Consider the following 19,323-nt stretch of genomic DNA (forward strand, 5'->3'; position numbering starts at 1 on the left):
CCGTCCCGTCGCCACCCTGCTCGCCCTGGCGGCGGCGACGCTGGTGACGGTGCAGTGCGCCGACCCGCCCACCCCGGCCGGCCCGCCCGCCGCACCACAGCCCGCGATGCCGGTACAGTCCCCCTCTCCGCAGCAGCCGCCCCCACCGGAACCGCCTGCGGCGCCCCCTGAACCGGCGCCTGAGCCGGCCGGCGCGACGGTGCACCCCGTCACCGCCGCCGAGCTCGGGCCGAGCTGGCGCCCCGGATGCCCGGTCGGGCCGGAGCAGCTCCGCCGGGTCGAACTCGACCATCTCGGCTTCGACGGCCGGACCGCCCGCGGGGAGTTGATCGTGCACGCCGATCTCGTCGACGAGGTCATCGCCATCTTCGGCGCACTGCACCGGGCCGGCTTCCCGATCGAGAAGATGCGCACCGTCGACCACTACCCGACCGCCGACGACGAGCTGTCCATGCGCGACAACAACACCTCGGCGTTCAACTGCCGCGGCATCCCGGGCTCTGACCGGTGGTCCTGGCACGCCTATGGGCGCGCCATCGACATCAACCCGCTACTGAACCCGTACGTGCCGGCCGGCGGGGCCTATGAGCCGCAGAACGCCGGCCCCTACCTGGACCGGACCCGCATCGATCCCGGCCTGATCAAAGACGGCGATCCCGCGGTGCGGGTGTTCGGTGAGCACGGCTGGCAGTGGGGCGGGTACTGGCGCAGTCCGGTCGACTACCAGCATTTCGAGCGGCCGACCGGTTGACGCCCTACGGGGGCGGGACCTGACCGAACGCCTGGGCGTTGCGGTTCAGGGTGTCGATGTAGTGGCGCAGTTTCGCCTTGCCGATCAGCGCATCCACCTCGGGCGGCAGATCGATCTCGCCGGACGGGGCGGTCGTCTGCCGCCACGGTTGACAGCCGCGGGTCACAAACGCGCCGTCGGTCGCCTCGATCTGCACGACCTGGGGTTTCTTGCTCATCGCGTTGTCGAGAATCTTGCCCCCGTCCGCCTGACCATCGGCACTGCTGACGCGTTTCCAGTAGCAGACGTCCCCCTCGACCGGGCCGGCCGAGGAATAGGTGCCGGGCACGACGTCGGTGCCCACCGCATAGGTTCCGTCCGCGTCGATCGTGGTCCTGGGCTGCGCCGGTGCGGCCTGGGGGGCCGGCTCGCCCGACGGTTCGGCGGGCTCGATTGTCGGCTCGGCACCGGCCGGCCACGGAGAGGTGAGCCAGACACCGGCGACGAGGGCGGCGACGGCGCTGAGCGCGGCGGTTCTCGACCTCATGACGGAGAGCTTACGTGCCGGCAGCCCGCGGGCCGGTGGACCCACGGGCTGCCGCACCCGATCAGACCAGGTCGAATCGGTCGTTGTTCATCACCTTGGCCCAGGCCGCGACGAAGTCGCGGACGAACTTGTCCTTCGCGTCGTCCTGGGCGTACACCTCGGCCAGACCGCGCAGCTGCGAATGCGACCCGAACACCAGGTCGTTGGCGGTGGCCGTCCACCGAACCTGACCGGTGTCGCGGTCCACACCCTCGTAGACGTGTTCGGCCTCGCCGCCGCGCCATTCGTAGCGCATGTCGAGCAGGTTGACGAAGAAGTCGTTCGTCAACACGCCCGGCCGGTCGGTGAGCACCCCGTGCTTGGAGCCGCCGTAATTGGCGCCCAGCGCGCGCAGCCCGCCGATGAGCACCGTCATCTCCGGTGCGGTGAGGTTGAGCATGTACGCCCGGTCCACCAGCAGCCGTTCGACCTGTGTCTTCTCATCGGGCCGGATGTAGTTGCGGAATCCGTCGGCCCGCGGCTCGAGCACCCGGAACGATTCGACGTCGGTCTGTTCCTGCGACGCGTCGGTGCGGCCGGGCGCGAACGGCACCGTGACCTCGAAACCGGCGTCCCTGGCCGCCTTCTCGACCGCCGCCGACCCGGCCAGCACGATCAGGTCGGCCAGCGAGACCCTCTTGCCGCCCGACGCGCCGGCGTTGAACTCCTGCTGGATGTTCTCCAGCACCGGCAGCACCTTGCCCAGCTCAGCCGGCTCGTTGACCTCCCAGTTCTTCTGCGGCTCGAGCCGGAGCCGGGCCCCGTTGGCGCCGCCGCGCTTGTCGGTGCCGCGGAAGCTCGCCGCCGCCGCCCACGCCGTCTTGACCAGTTGCTGGATCGACAGCCCCGACTCGAGCACCTTGGTCTTGAGCGCCGCCACGTCGGCGTCGTCGACCAACGGATGCTCGACCGCCGGCACCGGGTCCTGCCAGACCCAGGTCTGCGTCGGCACCCACGGACCGACGTAGCGCGACACCGGGCCCATGTCGCGGTGCAACAGCTTGAACCAGGCCTTGGCGAACGCGTCCGCCAACTCCTCGGGATGCTCCAGCCAGCGGCGGGTGATGTCGGCGTAGATCGGGCTGAACCGCATCGACAGGTCGGTCACCAGCATGGTCGGCTTGCGCTTCTTGTCGGGGTCGAAGGGATCGGGGATGACCTCCTCGGCGTCCTTGGCGACGTACTGCCAGGCCCCGGCCGGGCTCTTGGTGAGCTCCCACTCGTAGCCGTACAGCGTTTCCAGGAAGGTGTTGTCCCACTTGGTCGGCGTGGGCGTCCACACCACCTCCAGCCCGCTGACGATGGCGTCCGGGCCCTTGCCGGACCCGTAGGAGCTCTTCCAGCCCAGCTGCTGCTGTTCGATGGGCGCGGCTTCGGGTTCCGGTCCGACCAGATCGGCGTCACCGGCGCCGTGGGTCTTGCCGAAGGTGTGCCCGCCGACGATCAGCGCGGCGGTCTCCTCGTCGTTCATCGCCATGCGGCCGAACGTCTCGCGGATGTCGATGGCCGCCTTGATCGGGTCGGGTTCGCCCTCCGGCCCCTCCGGGTTGACGTAGATCAGTCCCATGGTGGTGGCGCCGAACGGCTCGGCGAGTTCCCGCTCGCCGGAGTAACGCTTGTCGGTGCCCAGCCAGGTGTCCTCGAAGCCCCACAGCGTTTCCTCGGGCTCCCAGGTGTCCTCGCGGCCGAACGCGAATCCGGCGGTCTTGAAGCCCATGTCCTCCAGGGCGACGTTGCCTGCGAGCACCAGCAGGTCGGCCCAGGACAGCTTGTTGCCGTACTTCTTCTTGATCGGCCACAGCAGCCGGCGCGCCTTGTCCAGCCCGGCGTTGTCGGGCCAGCTGTTGAGCGGGGCGAACCGCTGGGCGCCCTGACCGCCGCCACCGCGGCCGTCGTGGATCCGGTAGGTGCCGGCGGCGTGCCAGCTCATGCGGATCATCAGACCGCCGTAATGGCCGTAGTCGGCCGGCCACCAATCCTGCGATGTGCGCAGCACCTCGACCACGTCGCGCTTGAGCGCGTCAAAGTCGAGCTTCCTGACCTCCTCGCGGTAGTTGAAATCCGAGCCCAGCGGGTTGGCCTTCTCGGTCTGGGCGTGCAGCACCGAGACATCGGGCTGGTTCGGCCACCAGTCCTGGTTGGTCAGCGGCCGGCCCACTTTGGGTTCGGGCGACGGGATGACCGGATTTTCGCTCTCGCTGTTGCTCCGCGTGTTGGTGGCGGGGTTCGGCGGGCGGCTGTCTACTGACACGGTGTTCCTTCCGGGAGTGGGTGGTTACGGGCTGACGTTCATCGGATCGCTGTCGGGTCAGATCGGCTCGGTTCTCGCGCAGTCGGGGCACACACCCCAGTAGATGACTTCCGCCTCGTCCAGCAGGAAACCGTCCAGGACGCCACCCGGGTCCGCGGGAGTCAGACACGGTGCGGCACCCACCGCACAATCGATGTCGGCGACCGATCCGCACGATCGGCACACCAGGTGGTGATGGTTGTCCCCGACCCGGGCCTCATACCGGGCCACCGATCCGGGCGGCTGGATCCGACGCGCCAAACCCGTTGCGGTCAAAGCATGTAGCACGTCATAGACCGCCTGCCGGGAGACCGCGGGAAGCTTTGCGCGTACCGCCAGATAGATGGACTCGGTGTCGGCATGCGGGTGATCATGGACCGCCTCCAGCACTGCGACGCGAGGCCGCGTCACACGTAAGCCCGCCGTCCGCAATTGTGCGGCGTAGTCCGGGAGCCGGGGCACGACACGAATATCCCGCAATATTCTGGAATCGGTCTAGACTTTGGCGAAACTCATCGAGATACTCATCGAAATTTCAGCTCCGGCGACGATTCCGGGTTCCGGGACGAATTCCGGGTTCCGGGCGTTTTCGTGCCCTATCGGCTAGCTTCCGTTCGGTGCAGACACTGATCGACTTCGAGACCGCACCGCTGTTCGCGATTCCCACCGTCGGGATGTCGGGCGGCGCCGCGGTCCGCGAGGGCATGCTGATCGAAGGGCCCCAGGGCTGGGGGGAGTTCAGCCCGTTGCCCGACAGCGACGACGACACCTGCCGCCGCTGGCTGACCGCTGCCACCGAGCCGGGCACGGTCGGTTGGCCGGACCCCTCGCGGGGCCGGATCCCGGCAGCGGCGATCGTCGCCGCGGTCGGCGCCGATCGGGCCGCGGAGATCGCCGCGGGTTCCGGGTGCCGCACCGCACAGGTCGCCGTCGCCGCCGAACCCGATTCGCTGGACGCCGACCTCGCCCGAGTTGCCGCAGTCCGGGCGGCCCTCGGCGCCCGGGCTTCGATTCGCTGTGCGCCGCAACGGTTCTGGGATGTGCAGACGGCCGTCGCGGTCATCCGGGAGTTGACGCGGGCGGCCGGCGAACTGGAGTTCGTCGAGCAGCCGTGCCGGACCGCCGCTGAGCTGGCCGAGGTGCGACGCCGGGTCGACGTGCCGATCGCCGCTGACGCCGCCCTGCAGCATCCCGGGGTGCGGTGGGCCGAGATCGCCGATGTCGCCGTGTTGCGGTGCGGGCCGCTGGGCGGGGTGCGCCGCTCGTTGCGGGTGGCCGAGTCCACCGGTCTGCCGTGTGTGGTCGCGAGTACCGCGGAGACGAGCGTCGGGCAGGCGGCCGGGGTGGCGCTGGCCGGGGCGCTGCCCGAGCTGCGGTTCGCGTGCGCGCTCGGCTCCGCCGGCGAGTTGGCGGGGGATCTGGTTTCCGGTCCGCGGGTTCTGCGTCCGGTCGACGGCCACCTGCCGGTCGCGCCGATGCCGCCGGGGCCGGATCCGGAACTGCTCGAACGGTTCGCGATCACCGATCCGGACCGCATCGCATGGTGGCGGGAGCGGCTGCGCGTGGCGCGCTCGTGACCGGACCCGGCACCGCTCGCCGGCCGCTTCGACGAGGACCACGCCTTGACCCGAAAGCGCCTGCGGTGCAGCCCGCTTTCGTACGGTCGTAATGGTGTCTGTCCGTGAACTGATCGTGTTGGGCACGGCGAGCCAGGTGCCCACGCGCTATCGCAACCACAACGGGTACTTCCTGCGCTGGGACCAGGAGGGTTTCCTGTTCGACCCGGGGGAGGGCACCCAGCGCCAGATGCTGCTCGCGGGGGTGTCGGCCGCCGGCCTGACCCGGCTGTGCCTGACCCACTTCCACGGCGACCACTGCCTCGGGGTGCCCGGGGTGATCCAGCGGCTGTCACTGGACCGGGTCGCACATCCGGTGACCGCGCACTACCCGCGGTCGGGACGGGAGTATTTCGCCCGGTTGCGGCATGCCTGCGCGTTTCATGAGGTGGCGGACCTGCGGGAGGAACCGGTGGACTCCGACGGCCCCGTGGCGACCGGCCGATTCGGCACGCTGGAGGCACGCCGGCTGGACCATTCGATCGAGTCGATCGGGTACCGGCTCACCGAACCCGACGGCCGGCGGTTCGACGCGCGAAAACTCGCCGAGTTCGGGGTGCACGGGCCGGCGGTGCGCCGGTTGCAGGCCGACGGCGAACTCGTGGTCGACGGACGGCTGGTGCGGCTGTCCGATGTCAGCGAGCCCCGGCCGGGGCAGCGGTTCGCGTTCGTGATGGACACCCGGTTGTGTGACGCGGTGTTCGACCTGGCCGACCGCGCCGATCTCCTGGTCATCGAAGCGACGTTCCTGTCGGCCGATGCCGATCTGGCCCGCGAGTACGGGCATCTGACCGCTCGTCAGGCCGCGCAGGTGGCCGACCGGTGTGGGGTGCGGCGGCTGGTGCTCACCCACTTCTCCCAGCGCTACCGCGACCTGTCGGCGTTCCGTGACGAGGCCGCCGAGGTGTTCGACGGCGATCTGGTGGTCGCCGAGGATCTGGCCCGGATCCCGGTTCCCCGGCGCCGATGAGCCGATGAGACGGGCCGGGCCGGTGATCAGCTGGGTGACTGCCAGGCCCGGTTGCCGTAGGAGTCGAGGTGGACGACCTCCCGGACCGGTCGCCGGGTGGTGGGCCCGTACCGTCCGCGCGGCCACCCCAGCGGAACGATGCAGCACGGCGTGACCGAGAGCGGCAGTTTGAGGATGCGCCGGGCCGAGGTCATGCTCCACAGCGGCAGGGTGATGAGGGATGCGCCCAGACCCATCGCCCGCGCGGCCAACAACAGGTTCTGCACGCTGGGGTAGATCGATCCGAAGAACGACGACGCCGCCACCGGCGGCGCCGGCATGAACGGCAACCGCCCTTCCCGCGGACCGGCCCGCAGGCAGGCCACCACCAGCACCGGGATCTCGGTGAAGTGGTCGACCTGCCACTGCACCGCCCGCAGGATCTTGGCCATCGACTCGTCACCGGCGGTCACCCGGCGCCCGATCCCGCCGTACACGGCCCAGGCCTGCCGGTACCGGTCGGCGAGTTTGGCTTTCACCGCGGGGTCTTTGACGACGATGAACTCCCAGTTCTGGCCGTTGGAACCGGTCGGCGCGCGCAACGCCAGTTCGATGCATTTCAGGACGAGCTCGTCGTCGACGGGGTCGGGCAGTACCCTGCGCACCGCGCGCTGGGTCATCATCGCTTCGGCGAGCGGCATGTCGAGGCGGGCCAACGCCTCGGCCACCGACGGAATGGGTTTCGGTGTGTCGGGCATGACCGCTGACGTTACGCGCGGGACGGCTGCGGGTCCATCGGCTCGATCGGCCCGATCGGGCTGCCGGTCGGCAGGATTGCGCGGTTTACGATCCCCGGGTGGCCAAGCTGACATTGACCCGCACCATGCCCATGTCGCCCGAGCGGGCCTGGGCGCACGCGTCGGATCTGTCGTCGTTCGGTGACTGGTTGTCGATGCATCAGGGTTGGCGCGGCGACCTGCCCGCCGAGCTCGGAGTGGGTGTCACCGTGACGGGAGTCGCCGGGGTGAAGGGCATGCGCAACCGGGTCTCCTGGACGATAAGGGAGTACGAACCACCCCGCCTGCTGGCGATTTCCGGCGAGGGGGTGGGCGGAACGAGATACGCGCTGCGGCTCGAGGTCGACCCGATCGACGACGGCTGCCGGTTCACGGTGACCCTCGATCTGGGCGGCCGGCCGTTGTTCGGCCCCATCGGTGCGACCGCGGCCCGGCTGGTCAGAGGCGACCTCGAACGCTCCATCGCACGCTTCGAGACCCTGTACGCCTGACGGCTGCGCCGTTGCCCGGCAACAGGATCGGCAATCATCCGCCTGTCCCGGAATCCGGCGCCCAGCGTGAATCCACTGCGGTGTAGGCGCCGATTTCCCGCGTGGAATACACGTTCGGCGGGGCTTTCTTGGGCGTCGGCGGGGCTTTCTCGGGCGTCGGCGCGCGGCGCGCTGGTGTCGACGGCGTCCGGGCGGGGTATGTCGGGATCATGCTGCGTGCCGATCTGCTGCAGGAACTCCTGGTGGCGTACGGTCCCGGCGGCCAGGAGGACGCCGTCCGCGCGATCTGCCACCGCGAACTCGCACCGCACGTCGATGAGATCTGGACCGACCCGGCCGGCAACCTGGTCGGACTGATCCGCAGCGCCGATCCCGAATGTCCCGACAGCCCCAGCGGTCCCAACAAGGATGGTTCCCAATCGATTCGGGTCATGGCCCACATGGACGAGCTGAGCATGCTGGTCAAGCGGATCGATGCGGACGGTTCGCTGTGGCTGACTCCGGCGGGCACGATGTATCCGGGGAACTTCGGATTGGGACCGGTGGCCGTGCTCGGCGATCAGGAGACGTTGACCGCCGTGCTCACGCTGGGCTCGGAACACACGACCAAAGAGAGCCAACGGATCTGGGAGACCAAACCGGATCAGGGTGACAAGTCGTTGGACTGGCTGCACGTCTACGTCTTCACCGGCCGCACGCCCGAGGAGTTGTCCGCGGCAGGCGTTCGGCCCGGCACTCGGGTCTGTGTGCACCACAGCAAGCGCACGCTGATCGAGTTCGGGGACTATCTGGGGTGTTACTTCCTCGACGACCGGGCGGCGGTCGCCGCGCTGCTCGAGGTGGCACCCGGGCTCCGGGACCCGCGGCCTCCGCAGGATGTGTACCTGGTGTTCACCACCGCCGAGGAGGTCGGCGGGATCGGCGGCTGCTACGCGAGCCGGACGCTGCCGGGCAGGCTGACCCTGGCACTGGAGGTCGGCCCGACCGAGGCGGAGTACGGCACCACGGTCAGCGGCGGCCCGATCATCGCCTACGGCGACGCGCAGGCGCTCTACGACAAGAAGGTGGCCGACCGGCTGCTGGCGGTGGCCATCGAGCTGGGCCTCGATCCGCAGGCCGCCGTGTTCGGCGCGTTCGAGTCGGATGCCTCTCAGGCCAGGGCGGCCGGGCTGACCGCACAGGCCGCCCTGCTGTGTCTGCCCACCTTGAGCACCCACGGCTACGAGGTCCTCGCCCGCGCCGCTATACCCGCCATGAGCAGGGTGGTGTGCGAGTTTCTGCGCACCCCGCAGCCGGACTGAGCGTGCCGCATCCGCGGATGTGGTGATCGGTACGTTTCAGACCCCCGGGTGACTGGAAACCCTGCGTCGAGGCGCACAGGCAGGCCCACCACCGACTTGGGGACAGGGCACACGACGGTCTGGCGCCGATCCGATTAGGGGATGTGATGACTGAACGAAACGCGGCCGATCAGGCCCGTAAGGGTCTGGCGGCGGCGGTGAGAGGCACCGTCAAGAAGATCGCCGGCGCCGTGACCCGAAACGATTCGTTGACCACCGAAGGTGAGCTCGAGCAGGTGCAGGGCCGGGAGCGCAGAAACGCTGCCACTGCCGAAGCGGTCGCCGACGCCGAGGCCAGACAGGCCCGCGCCGAGGCGGAGGCGGCGCGGCAGGCCGCCGCCGAGGAACGACTGGTGCGGCGGACCGAGGCCGCGGCAACCGAGAACGCGGTCACCCGCCGGCAGGAGGCGCAGAAGCGTTCTGTCGAACAGGCCGGACAGCGCGCCGTCAGCCAGGCCAACGCACAGGCGGAGACGGAGGCCCGCCGGCAGATGCAGGACGCCCGCGCCGAAGAGCGTGTCGAGGTGAAGGCCGCCGACATGGCGACCGAGGAGGCCGAGGCGGAACATCGGATCGCGGTGGCCGAGGCCGCCCGTGCGCGGGCCGATGCCGACCGCCTCCGTGAAGAGGCCGACCGGAGGACATCATGAGAGTCACCGACGTTCCCAGGACCGTGCTGCGGTTGCAGTACCAGCTGGCCCGGTTCCCGTTGCAGGTCATCGGTGATCAGTTCGTCGCACGTCTGGACGACGAATCGCCGGCCCGGCTGTGGTATGAGGGTTCGCTCGGCAGGCTGGACGCCGTGATCGGAGGTGCGCTCGGCGACGAGGCCCTGCGGCGCCGTGGTGCGGCGCGGATGGATCGCAGCGCCGCGCTGGGCCGGGCGGCCCGACTGGACGACACCGCCACCGAGCGGGTGCAGGCGGCCGACGCCGAACTGCGGCACACGCGCGAACAGGCCGAGCAGCGTCAACACGCCGCGCAGGCCACCACGCAGCAGCAGGTACGGGAAGCCCGCGAAACCGCCGAGAACCGCAAACGGGATGCGGCGGTCACCGCTCAACGGGGCACCGCCGCGGCCAAACGGCAGGCCGACGAGGTGGCGGCCCGCCGCAAGGGCGCGGCGCGGGCGGCCGAAGAGCAGGACCAGGCCCGGATCCGGGCCGCCGAGCGTCAGGCCACCGCGGCGGCCGGTGGTAAGGGCCGCGCGGCCGAGGCGAAACGCGCCGCCGCGGCGGCCGCGGAAACCCGGGCCGACCGGTTGGAGGATCTCGCCCGGACCGAAAAGGACAACCGCTAGCTGTTCAGACTCCCGCCCGTCGGCGCGTGCGCGGCGCCGGCGGGCGGGAGTCTGCCCGAGGGGGTGCCTGTCCGAAGGGGGTGTCAGTCCTCCTTGCGGATCAGCCGGCGCAGGGCTTCGCGGTCGGGTGCGAGCAGTTCCTCGATCCGCTCCCGGTTCACATCGGCGACGATGATCTCACCGACGTCCTGGTGCACCTCCGAGAAGATGCCGTGGGACTTCATCTTCGAGGTCTGATAGAGGTTGTCCTCGGTGGGGGAGACGTAGTACACGGCCTCGGCCTTGAACCGGTGCACCAGCCACAGGTGGATCAACGTCATGAGCCGCTTCTTGCGGAGCGCTTCGGCGAAGGTGTTCTGGTCGCGCACCGTGAGGATGCTGCGGCCGTGCCGGTCCCGGATCGGGTCCACCAGCACATTGGCGACCTTCTCATCCTCACCGCCGGGGCGTTCGGCGAAGATGCCCAGTTCCAGCACCTCGCCGCCGGCGCGGCGGGGCCGCAACTGCACGCGCAGCTTCTCGCCGAGTTGATAGTGCTCGCTCCACATCCCCAGCCATTCCTCGAGCAGCTTCTTGGGCACCTCGGTCTGTACCAGGTGCTGATGCTGGGTGGAGCCCTCGCCCATCGCCTTGGTGGTGGCGGTGCGGCCGGACGACGCCGTCAGGGCCGCGTCGCTGCGCGGGCCGCCCACCAGGGTCTGCGGTGTGCGGTAAGGCGATTCGATCAGACGCAGCTTGCGCTGGATCCGCGCCAGCGCCAGCATGCCGTCCTGGCGGAGCGCGGTGGCGAATTCCTCGGCGGCGACCCCGTCGATCTGGTGGCCGCCGTAGGTGATGAAGTTGAAGACGAAGCCCATCTTGCCGAGTTCGGCGGGGAACGCCCGCATCTCCTCGTCGGTCATGCCGGTGGTGTCCCAGTTGAACGACGGGGACAGGTTGTAGGCCAGCATCTTGTCCGGGAACTGCGCGTGGATCGCCTCGGCGAACTGCCGGGCGTCGTCGAGATCGGCGGTCTTGGTCTCCATCCACAGCAGATCGGCGAACGGGGCCGCGGCCAGCGACTTGGCGATCGCGTACGGGATGCCGCCGCGCAACTGGTAGTAGCCCTCCGGGGTTTTCGCCAGTTCGCAGTCCCATGGCACGTCGATGCCGAGTTCGGCGGCCTTCTGGGACATTTCGAAGAAGGACTTGCGTTCGGCGAATCTCCGCCACTCCTCGGCGGTCATGTCGAACGGTTCCCCGTCCGCCTCGGCGAACTCCATCCGGTCGGCGATCGCCTCCCCGTAGGTCTTGAGCCCGGCGTCCTCCTCCCAGATCTCCACGAACGCCGATTCCACCTCGTCGAACAACTCGTCGTTGGCGGGGTCCTCGCCGGGACGCCACTTGCCGACGGCCTCGGAGATCCGGTCGAGCAGGCCGTTCCGGTCCAGCCAGGCGCGGGCGCGGTCGTACTCGCCCTCGGCCAGCCAGTACAGCAGGTGGCCGTTGAGCTCGGTGACGCCGCTGTCGTAGAAGCTGCGCAACATCGCCAGATAGCAGGATTTGTACGACGGGATCGCGAGATTGGTAGCCCCGAGCAGGAACGGTTGATCACGTTCGTCGGCGCGGCTGTCGATCAGGTTGGCCGCCTCGGCGTCGGTGCGCGCGACGATGATGCCGGGCACCCGCATGATGTCGAGTTGGAAGCGCGCGGTGTTGAGCCGTTTGATCTGTTCGTCCGAGGGGACCAGCACCTTGCCGCCCTGATGCCCGCATTTCTTGGTGCCGGGCCGCTGATCCTCGATGTGGTAGCCGGCGACGCCCGCTTCGACGAACCGCCGGATCAGGTTGCGCACGTGCGCGTCGCCGCCGTGGCCGGTGTCGGCGTCGGCGATGATGAACGGCCGGTAGTCGTAGACCGGGGTGGCGGCGCGCTGTTCCGGGCTCATCCGCTGGCGGAGGTATTCCTGGTTGCGGTCGGCGGTGAGCAGTGCGCGCACCAACCCGGCGGCCTCGTTGGGCACCTGGCTGAGCGGATAGCTGGCGAGGTCCGGTCCGGGATCCTCGTCGGCCGACCCCTTCGCCGAGGTGGCCCACCCGCCGAGGTAGATGCCCTCGATACCCATCCGCTTCATGGTCACCGCCTGGCCCGGCGAGTACGGTCCGAACGTGGTGATGCACTTGCGCTCGGCGAACAGTTCACGCAGCCGCGCGTAGAACGCGGTCGCCGCTTCGCGGGCGATGGTGTAGTCGACCGGGATCGTGCCGCGCTGTTCGACCACTTGACGGGCGGTGTACAGCCGGATGATGCCGTCGAAGCGCGGGCTGTCGAAATAGCGTTGGGTTTCGGCGACGTCTTCTTCGAACGACGTCCTGGTTTCGCGTTCCGCTTCGGAAATGGCCATATTTCACAATACGGCGTGCGAGCGGGGATCAGGGCGGGGATTCGGGTTCGGCAGATGCACTCGATGCCTCCGATGGCCACCGGACTGTTCCCGTCCGGCCATCATGGCGCCCGTTGCGCGGACCGGCCCCTTCCCGGCACCGGCGGCCATACACTTGCCGACCGTGAGTATCCTCTTCGGCTTCGCACCGTGGATCGTGTTCTGGGTGTTGGTCGGCAACGTCCCGTTCACCGCGGCGGTGCTGGTGGCGTTGGCGATCGCGGTCGCGACCCTGGTGATCGGTCACCGCACCGGGGCGCCGGGCCGCGCCCTGCAGATCGGCGCGGTGTCGACGTTCGTGGTGCTGACGGTGGTCACCGTGGTGCTGCATCAGACGTTCCTGGAACGGTGGCTGCAGCCGTTGGGCAATGCCGGCATCCTCCTGGCCGCCTTGACAGGTGTGCTCGTCGATAAGCCGTTCGTGCGGGAGTACGCCGCCGTCGGACAACCGCCCGAGGTGCTCGAGAGCGACGTGTTCAACAAGATCACCACGGTGCTGACGTGGGTCTGGATCGGCGCCTTCGCCGGGATGACGGTGTCCTCGGCGATCCCGCCGATCGTGCAGGGTGACGCCACGCTGCTCGATGTCAACACGCCGTTGTCGTTCGTTTTCTACTGGGTGATCCCGTTCTCGTTGCTGGGTCTGGCCGCACTGGCGTCGCGGCTGCTGCCGGACCGGTTGGCCGAGGAGATCGGCAACGCCCCGCGGACCACCAGCTTCGTCGCCTACAGCGAGGCCACCATCGACGAGTTGTATTACCTGGCGCAGGAACACGCCAACCGGGAGGTCGGCGCCGGCAAGGAGGCCTACGACGTCCGGGTGGGCGGCAAGGGCACCCCGCTGGTCGGCGACGAATCCCGGATGTCGTGGCAGTCCACCTACAAGGTGCGGGACCGGCGGCGCTGACGAGATCCGTTCGCACCGCCACAATCCCGCGTGTCATCCGGCCGGTGCGGCTACCATCGCCGAACTATGGTCGTGACCACTGAACGGGCCGACGTGGCGACGCTGCCGCCGGCCCCCCGCAATCCGCTGCCGTATTGGCGACAGGTCAGAGCGGTCCGGTCCTTCCACACCGGCCAGGAGTTGCTGCGGGACGCCGGCGGCCCGGTCACCCGGATGGTGCTGGGACCGAAGTGGGCGATCCCGCCCATCGTGCTCGTCACCTCACCGGCCGGGATCCGCGACGTGCTGAACCGGCGGGATGCGTTGTCCGAGCGGTGTCAGGTCCACCACGAGGTCCGGCACCTCGGCGGCGACAGTCTGTTCGTGCTGCCGACAGATCCGTGGCGGGCCCGCCGCCGCGCCCTGGCACCGGTGTTCACCCCGACCGCGGTGCGCTCGTACGGCGGCTACATGTCCGAGGCCGCGCAGCGGGTCGCCGACGGCTGGCAGGCGGCCCGGGAGGTGGATCTCGACGCCGAGTGCCGACGGCTGACCATGCGCTCGCTGGGCCGTTCGGTGCTCGGGCTGGACATCAACGAACGTGCCGACGCCATCTCCGAACCCATGCACATCGCCTCCTCCTACACCGCCGACCGGGCGTTACGGCCGGTGCGGGCGCCGCGGTGGCTGCCGACCCCGGCCCGACGGCGGGCCCGCGCCGCGGTGGCGACGATGCGCCGGATCACCGACGAGATGCTGCAGGCCTGCCGGGCCGATCCGGACCGGGACGCGCCGCTGGTCCACGCGCTGATCCGGGCCACCGACCCGGAGACCGGCCGGGGGCTGTCCGACGAGGACATCTGCAACGATCTGTTGATCTTCATGCTGGCCGGCCATGACACCACCGCCACCGCGCTCACCTACGCGCTGTGGGCGCTCGGGCATCACCCGGAGATTCAGGACCGGGTGGCCGCGGAGGTGGCCGAACTCCCAGACCGCGAGATCACCCCGCATGACGTGCCGCGACTGGGTTACACGGTGCAGGTGCTGCGGGAGTCGTTGCGGTTGTGCCCGCCGGCCGCCGGGGTGGGCCGGTTGGCGATGAGCGACCTCGCCGTCGACGGTTACCGGGTCGAGGCGGGAACCCTGTTGGCCGTCGGGATCCAGGCGATACACCGTGATCCGTCGCTGTGGCCGGACCCGATGGTGTTCGATCCGGACCGGTTCGCCCCGGAGCGGTTCAAGGCGATGGACCGGTGGCAGTTCGTGCCGTTCATCGGCGGGCCCCGGTCCTGCATCGGCGAGCATTTCGCGATGCTGGAGTCCACGCTGGCGATCGCCACCCTGATCCGGTCGGTGCGGATCCGCTCGCTCGACGACGATTTCCCGGTGGAGGTGCCGTTCACCACGGTGGCCCGCGGGCCGATCAGGGCGGTGGTCTCGGCCCGGCGTTGACCGGCCGGTACACCACCCGGGGGTTGTCGATGTGGGCCACCTTGGCAGACTGTGGCCATGGCACAGATCACGTTACGCGGAAATCCGATCAACACCGTGGGCGAACTGCCCGCGGTCGGGGCGCAGGCGCCGGCCTTCACCCTGACCGGGACCGACCTCGGCGAGGTGAGCAGCGGTCAGTTCGACGGCAAGGCGGTTCTGCTGAACATCTTCCCGTCGATCGACACCCCGGTGTGCGCGACCAGCGTGCGCACCTTCAACGAGCGCGCCGCCGGCGCCGGGTCGCAGGTGCTGTGCGTGTCGAAGGATCTTCCGTTCGCCCAGAAGCGGTTCTGCGGTGCCGAGGGGATCGAGAACGTCACCACCGCATCGGCTTTCCGCAGCGGTTTCGGTGACGACTACGGCATCGCCATCGCCGACGGCCCGATGGCCGGGCTGCTCGCCCGCGCGGTCGTGGTGATCGGCGCGGACGGCAAGGTGGCCTACACCGAACTGGTGCCCGAGATCGGTTCGGAACCCGATTACGACGCGGCGCTCTCGGCTCTGCAGTCGGCCTGAGATCGGCTTCGGGTTCTCGAGGCGATGACGCGCTGATCCGGGCCTGATCCGGGCCCGAATCAGCCGGCATCATGGGAGATCCGGTCCGACGGTCAACGTCCGGTCACGGTATGGCATCTCATTGGCCATGGGGCCCCGCGGAATTGGTTTGACCGGTACCCGGAGTTGTACAACTGGTTGGCGGTGACAGCCGGTCACCGAATTGGCCGATCCGTGGTGCCGTGCGCCACGGGCAGAGAAAGTTGACACCCGGATGAGACGCGTCTTCGCCCTCGTGATCAGTCTGGCGGTTCTGGTCGCGACGCCCGCGGTGGCGGTCGCGTACCCGTCCTACCCGACACGCAACCACCAGGCCGTCAAGGTCGTGTTGGAACGTGCGCTGTCGCAGCAGGGGGTGCCGTTCTCCTACGGTGGCGGCGACGCCTCGGGGCCGACCCGCGGCAGCGGCACCGCCGCCAACGCCATCGGCCTGGACCCGGCCGGGCGGGTCGTCGGGCTCGACCCGGCCCAGAACATCGTCGGATTCGACGCGTCGGGGCTGATGGTCTACGCGTTCGCCGGGGTGGGCATCAAGCTTCCGCGGTCGTCCGGTGAGCAGTACAAGGTGGGGTACAAGGTGACGCCCGACCAGGCGCTGCCGGGCGATCTGATCTTCTACGGCCCCGAAGGCACCCAGAGTGTGGCGTTGTTCCTGGGCAACGGGCAGATGATCGAGGCCACCGACCCGGTGGTGCGGGTGTCTCCGGTGCGTTTCGACAACATGGCCCCGTACCTGTCGCGCATCATCCCCTGACCCGATTCCCTGACCCGTCGACCGGCCCTGCTTGACACCGGCGGGTGGTGCTTGCACGCTGTGCGGCGTGACCGTCGACCGGGACAGGGATCGCGACGAGCTGGGCCGGCCGCGTAACGCCCGGCCCCGGGACGCGCTCGGCCGGCCGTTGCCGCCGGGTTCCGAAGGGGTGCCCGGCATTCCGGAGGATCTGGATCTGCCTCCCGCCGAGACGGTGCGCTGGGCGCAGGATCTGCTCGACCGGGGACTGGCGTTCAACGCGCACGAGGTGTTCGAGGCCGCCTGGAAGAGCGGTCCCGACGCCGACCGGATGCTCTGGCAGGGCCTGGCGCAGTTGGCCGTGGGCATCACCCATGTGCAGCGCGGCAACGTCACAGGTGCGGGCGCGTTGCTGCGCCGGGCCGCCGAGCGGCTCGCCACCGTCGATCCACCCACCCGCCACGGCATCGACATCGCCGGGCTGGTGCGGTACGCCGGCGCCCTGATCGCTGATCTCGAGGCCGGTGCCGCGATCGGCCCGGAACGACTCCGCCCCGTCCTGGTGGCGCCCTGACGGACCTGCCCGGCCCTAGACTTCGCATGTGGAGTGCGAATTTCGCCGGGCGTCGCCGCCGCCTGAGGGGTTGCTTCGCATCGAGGACTGTCTGGACGCCGACGGTCACATCGCGTTGCCGCCCGATGTCACCTTGCTGTCGCTGATCGAGCGCAATATCGCCGCGGTCGGGGACACGGTGGCCTACCGCTACCTCGACCACGCCCGCGACACCGTGGTCGAGCTGACCTGGGCGCACCTGGGTGTGCGGGTGGAGGCGGTCGGCGCACATGTGCAGCGGGCCACCGCCCCGGGCGACCGGGTGGCGATTCTGGCGCCGCAGGGGGTCGACTATGTCGCCGGCTTCTTCGCCGCGGTCAAGGCCGGCGCGATCGCGGTGCCGCTGTTCGCGCCGGAACTGCCGGGCCACGCCGAGCGCCTCGACACCGCGCTGCGCGACGCCCGGCCGGCGGCGGTACTGACCACCGCCGCGGTGTTCGACACGGTGTCGTCGTTTCTGACCCGGCTGGCACCGGCACAGCGCCCCCGGATCATCGTCATCGACGACGTCCCCGACGCGTCTGCAGCGGAATTCGCGCCCACCACACTGGATCTGGACGATGTCTCGCACCTGCAGTACACCTCGGGGTCGACCCGGCCGCCGGTCGGGGTGGAGGTGACGCACCGGGCGGTCGGCACGAACCTGGTGCAGATGATCCTGTCGATCGATCTTCTCGACCGGAACACCCACGGCGTCAGTTGGTTACCGCTCTACCACGACATGGGCCTGTCGATGATCGGCTTCCCCGCGGTGTACGGCGGGCACACCACCCTGATGTCGCCGACGGCGTTCGTGCGCCGGCCGCAGCGCTGGATTCGGGCACTGTCGGATGAGGCACGCCACGGCCGGGTGGTCACCGCCGCGCCGAACTTCGCCTACGAGTGGACCGCCCAGCGCGGCCTGCCCGGGCCGGACGACGACATCGACCTGCACGATGTGGTGCTGATCATCGGCTCGGAACCGGTGAGTATGGCGGCGATTTCGGCGTTCACCACGGCGTTCGCACCCTACGGGCTGCCGCCCACCGCGTTCAAACCGTCCTACGGCATCGCCGAGGCCACCCTGTTCGTGGCCAGCATCGCCCCCGACGCCGAACCCACCGCGATCCACGTCGACCGCGCCCGGCTGGGGGAGGGGTGGGCCGTGCCGGCGCCGGAGCCCGGCGACGACACCGTGTCCGTGGTGTCGTGCGGTCAGGTCGCCCGTAGCCAGTGGGCGGTGATCGTCGACGCCGACACCGGTGCGGAGCTCCCCGACGGTGCGGTCGGGGAGATCTGGTTGCACGGCGACAACATCGGCCGCGGCTACTGGCGGCGGCCGCAGGACACCGAGCGCACGTTCGGCGCGATCCTGCGGACCCGGTTGCCGGCGGGCAGCCACGCCGACGGGGTGCCGGACGGCTCCGCCTGGTTGCGCACCGGCGATCTCGGTTTCCATCTCGACGGTGAGTTGTACATCACCGGCCGCACCGCCGATCTCATCTCGGTGCACGGGCGCAGCCACTATCCGCACGACATCGAGGCCACCGTCGCCGAGGCGACGCCGTTCGTGCGGCGCGGTTACGTCGCGGCGTTCACCGTCGACCCGGACGACCGGCTGGTGGTGATCGCCGAACGCGCGGCGGGCACCGCGCGGGCCGACCCGCGGCCGGCGCTCGAGGCGATCCGGGACGCCGTGACACGGCGGCACGGCTTGCCGGTGTCCGACATCCGGTTCCTGCCGGCCGGTGCGATCCCGCGCACCACCAGCGGCAAATTGGCCCGCCGTGCGTGTCGTGCCGAATATCTCAGCGGCGCATACGATCCCTCGCCAACGGGTCAGACCGGCCAGGATTCCCGTCGGTAGGCCGAGTCCCAGAACATCCACTCGTACCGCGAGGTCGCGACGAAGTGCCTGCGGGCCTCCGCCTCGTCGGCGGGTGTCAGGGTCGGGCCGATCCGGTCGGTCAGCGCCAGCACCTCGGCACACGACTTGGTGAAGTCCTCGCCGGAGTAGCTGTCGATCCAGCGCCGGTAGCGCGGGTCGGTCGAACCACGGTCCAGCAGTTCCAGCCCGACCCGGGCGTAGATCCAGTAGCAGGGCAGCACCGCGGCCAGCCCGTCGACGAAGCTGCCGCCGAAGGCGGTGGCCAGCAGATAGCTGGTGTAGGCCTGGGTGGTCGGCGACGGCGGGGTGGCCGCGATCGCCGCCGGATCCAGGTCGAGATCGGGCAGCAGCGAATTGTGCAGTTGCAGTTCGACGTCGTAGATCTCGGCGGAGTGCCGGGCGAACATCGCGGTGTCGGCCTGGGTGGGTGCCTTGGCGGACACCACCGACAGGGCGCGCGCGTAGTCGCGCAGATACACCACGTCCTGGGCGACGTAGTGGGCGAACACCTCCGGATCCAGGCTGCCGTCGGTGAGCCCCTTGATGAACGGGTGGTCCAGGATCGCGGCGTAGATCGGTTCGACTTCGGCCCACAGGCGGCCGGACCAGGATTGCGGATCGGGTGCGGTGATCGACTCGTGCTTCACGCC

General features: G+C 69.7%; 19 protein-coding genes. 13 read left to right on the top strand and 6 right to left on the bottom strand.

All coding sequences use genetic code 11. The features are described from left to right. Window positions 1-106 precede the first annotated feature (106 nt). On the top strand, window positions 107-751 hold the full coding sequence (locus CKW28_RS11695; RefSeq protein ID WP_197700644.1) for a M15 family metallopeptidase: 645 nt from the start codon (window positions 107-109) through the stop codon (window positions 749-751). A gap of 4 nt (window positions 752-755) precedes the next feature. Here the strand turns inward: CKW28_RS11695 and CKW28_RS11700 are convergent, their stop codons facing one another. From CKW28_RS11700 to CKW28_RS11710, 3 genes are all read right to left on the bottom strand, one after another. Continuing rightward, the gene (locus CKW28_RS11700) at window positions 756-1,277 is read right to left on the bottom strand and encodes an Rv1352/Rv1906c domain-containing protein (protein ID WP_081475587.1); all 522 of its coding nucleotides are present in this window, start codon (window positions 1,275-1,277) and stop codon (window positions 756-758) included. A gap of 61 nt (window positions 1,278-1,338) precedes the next feature. Further along, window positions 1,339-3,567: a catalase/peroxidase HPI gene (katG, locus tag CKW28_RS11705; RefSeq protein WP_040548202.1), complete on the bottom strand. Its 2,229-nt coding sequence runs from the start codon at window positions 3,565-3,567 to the stop codon at window positions 1,339-1,341. A gap of 57 nt (window positions 3,568-3,624) precedes the next feature. Then, on the bottom strand, window positions 3,625-4,068 hold the full coding sequence (locus tag CKW28_RS11710; RefSeq protein ID WP_050812092.1) for a Fur family transcriptional regulator: 444 nt from the start codon (window positions 4,066-4,068) through the stop codon (window positions 3,625-3,627). Window positions 4,069-4,223: 155 nt separating this feature from the next. On the opposite strand from CKW28_RS11710, the gene CKW28_RS11715 reads away from it, so the two are divergent. Together CKW28_RS11715 and CKW28_RS11720 are read left to right on the top strand one after the other, a co-directional pair. Further along, entirely contained in the window at window positions 4,224-5,183 is a 960-nt protein-coding gene (locus tag CKW28_RS11715; RefSeq protein WP_003927576.1) for an enolase C-terminal domain-like protein, read from the top strand. 94 nt (window positions 5,184-5,277) lie between these two features. Further along, the gene (locus tag CKW28_RS11720; RefSeq protein WP_040548318.1) at window positions 5,278-6,192 is read left to right on the top strand and encodes a ribonuclease Z; all 915 of its coding nucleotides are present in this window, start codon (window positions 5,278-5,280) and stop codon (window positions 6,190-6,192) included. 26 nt (window positions 6,193-6,218) lie between these two features. On the opposite strand, the gene CKW28_RS11725 is transcribed toward CKW28_RS11720, so the two are convergent. Further along, complete coding sequence (locus CKW28_RS11725) at window positions 6,219-6,929, bottom strand: nitroreductase family protein (protein WP_003927578.1); 711 nt, start codon at window positions 6,927-6,929, stop codon at window positions 6,219-6,221. Window positions 6,930-7,027: 98 nt separating this feature from the next. On the opposite strand from CKW28_RS11725, the gene CKW28_RS11730 reads away from it, so the two are divergent. The 4 genes from CKW28_RS11730 (at window position 7,028) to CKW28_RS11745 (ending at window position 10,099) form a co-directional block, all read left to right on the top strand. After that, window positions 7,028-7,459, top strand: a complete 432-nt coding sequence (locus tag CKW28_RS11730; RefSeq protein ID WP_003927579.1) for a type II toxin-antitoxin system Rv0910 family toxin — start codon at window positions 7,028-7,030, stop codon at window positions 7,457-7,459. A gap of 209 nt (window positions 7,460-7,668) precedes the next feature. After that, on the top strand, window positions 7,669-8,760 hold the full coding sequence (locus tag CKW28_RS11735; protein WP_040548321.1) for a M42 family metallopeptidase: 1,092 nt from the start codon (window positions 7,669-7,671) through the stop codon (window positions 8,758-8,760). Between the two features lie 146 nt (window positions 8,761-8,906). Beyond that, a complete protein-coding gene (locus CKW28_RS11740) occupies window positions 8,907-9,449 on the top strand; it encodes a hypothetical protein (RefSeq protein WP_003927581.1) in 543 nt (180 codons plus the stop codon). After that, complete coding sequence (locus tag CKW28_RS11745; RefSeq protein WP_003927582.1) at window positions 9,446-10,099, top strand: hypothetical protein; 654 nt, start codon at window positions 9,446-9,448, stop codon at window positions 10,097-10,099. The genes CKW28_RS11740 and CKW28_RS11745 overlap by 4 nt, the downstream gene beginning before the upstream one ends. Window positions 10,100-10,182: 83 nt before the next feature. Here CKW28_RS11745 and aceA read toward each other — a convergent pair whose 3' ends face one another. Further along, window positions 10,183-12,483, bottom strand: coding sequence for an isocitrate lyase ICL2 (gene aceA / locus CKW28_RS11750; protein ID WP_003927583.1), 2,301 nt, complete (start codon window positions 12,481-12,483; stop codon window positions 10,183-10,185). 163 nt (window positions 12,484-12,646) lie between these two features. On the opposite strand from aceA, the gene CKW28_RS11755 reads away from it, so the two are divergent. The 6 genes from CKW28_RS11755 to CKW28_RS11780 all read left to right on the top strand — a co-directional run bounded on the left by CKW28_RS11755 (window position 12,647) and on the right by CKW28_RS11780 (window position 18,652). Beyond that, window positions 12,647-13,429, top strand: a complete 783-nt coding sequence (locus tag CKW28_RS11755) for a hypothetical protein (RefSeq protein WP_040548324.1) — start codon at window positions 12,647-12,649, stop codon at window positions 13,427-13,429. A 66-nt stretch (window positions 13,430-13,495) separates the two neighbouring features. Then, window positions 13,496-14,863, top strand: a complete 1,368-nt coding sequence (locus CKW28_RS11760) for a cytochrome P450 (RefSeq protein ID WP_003927585.1) — start codon at window positions 13,496-13,498, stop codon at window positions 14,861-14,863. 57 nt (window positions 14,864-14,920) lie between these two features. Continuing rightward, the gene (gene tpx / locus CKW28_RS11765; protein WP_003927586.1) at window positions 14,921-15,421 is read left to right on the top strand and encodes a thiol peroxidase; all 501 of its coding nucleotides are present in this window, start codon (window positions 14,921-14,923) and stop codon (window positions 15,419-15,421) included. Between the two features lie 253 nt (window positions 15,422-15,674). Beyond that, entirely contained in the window at window positions 15,675-16,214 is a 540-nt protein-coding gene (gene ripD / locus CKW28_RS11770) for an NlpC/P60 family peptidoglycan-binding protein RipD (RefSeq protein ID WP_040548208.1), read from the top strand. A gap of 67 nt (window positions 16,215-16,281) precedes the next feature. After that, window positions 16,282-16,767, top strand: a complete 486-nt coding sequence (locus CKW28_RS11775) for a DUF309 domain-containing protein (protein WP_003927588.1) — start codon at window positions 16,282-16,284, stop codon at window positions 16,765-16,767. 28 nt (window positions 16,768-16,795) lie between these two features. Further along, a complete protein-coding gene (locus CKW28_RS11780; RefSeq protein WP_050812082.1) occupies window positions 16,796-18,652 on the top strand; it encodes a fatty acyl-AMP ligase in 1,857 nt (618 codons plus the stop codon). Here CKW28_RS11780 and tenA read toward each other — a convergent pair. Further along, entirely contained in the window at window positions 18,625-19,320 is a 696-nt protein-coding gene (tenA, locus tag CKW28_RS11785; RefSeq protein ID WP_003927590.1) for a thiaminase II, read from the bottom strand. The genes CKW28_RS11780 and tenA overlap by 28 nt on opposite strands. Window positions 19,321-19,323: the final 3 nt, after the last annotated feature.

Source organism: Mycolicibacterium thermoresistibile, assembly GCF_900187065.1.
GTDB classification, from domain to species: domain Bacteria; phylum Actinomycetota; class Actinomycetes; order Mycobacteriales; family Mycobacteriaceae; genus Mycobacterium; species Mycobacterium thermoresistibile.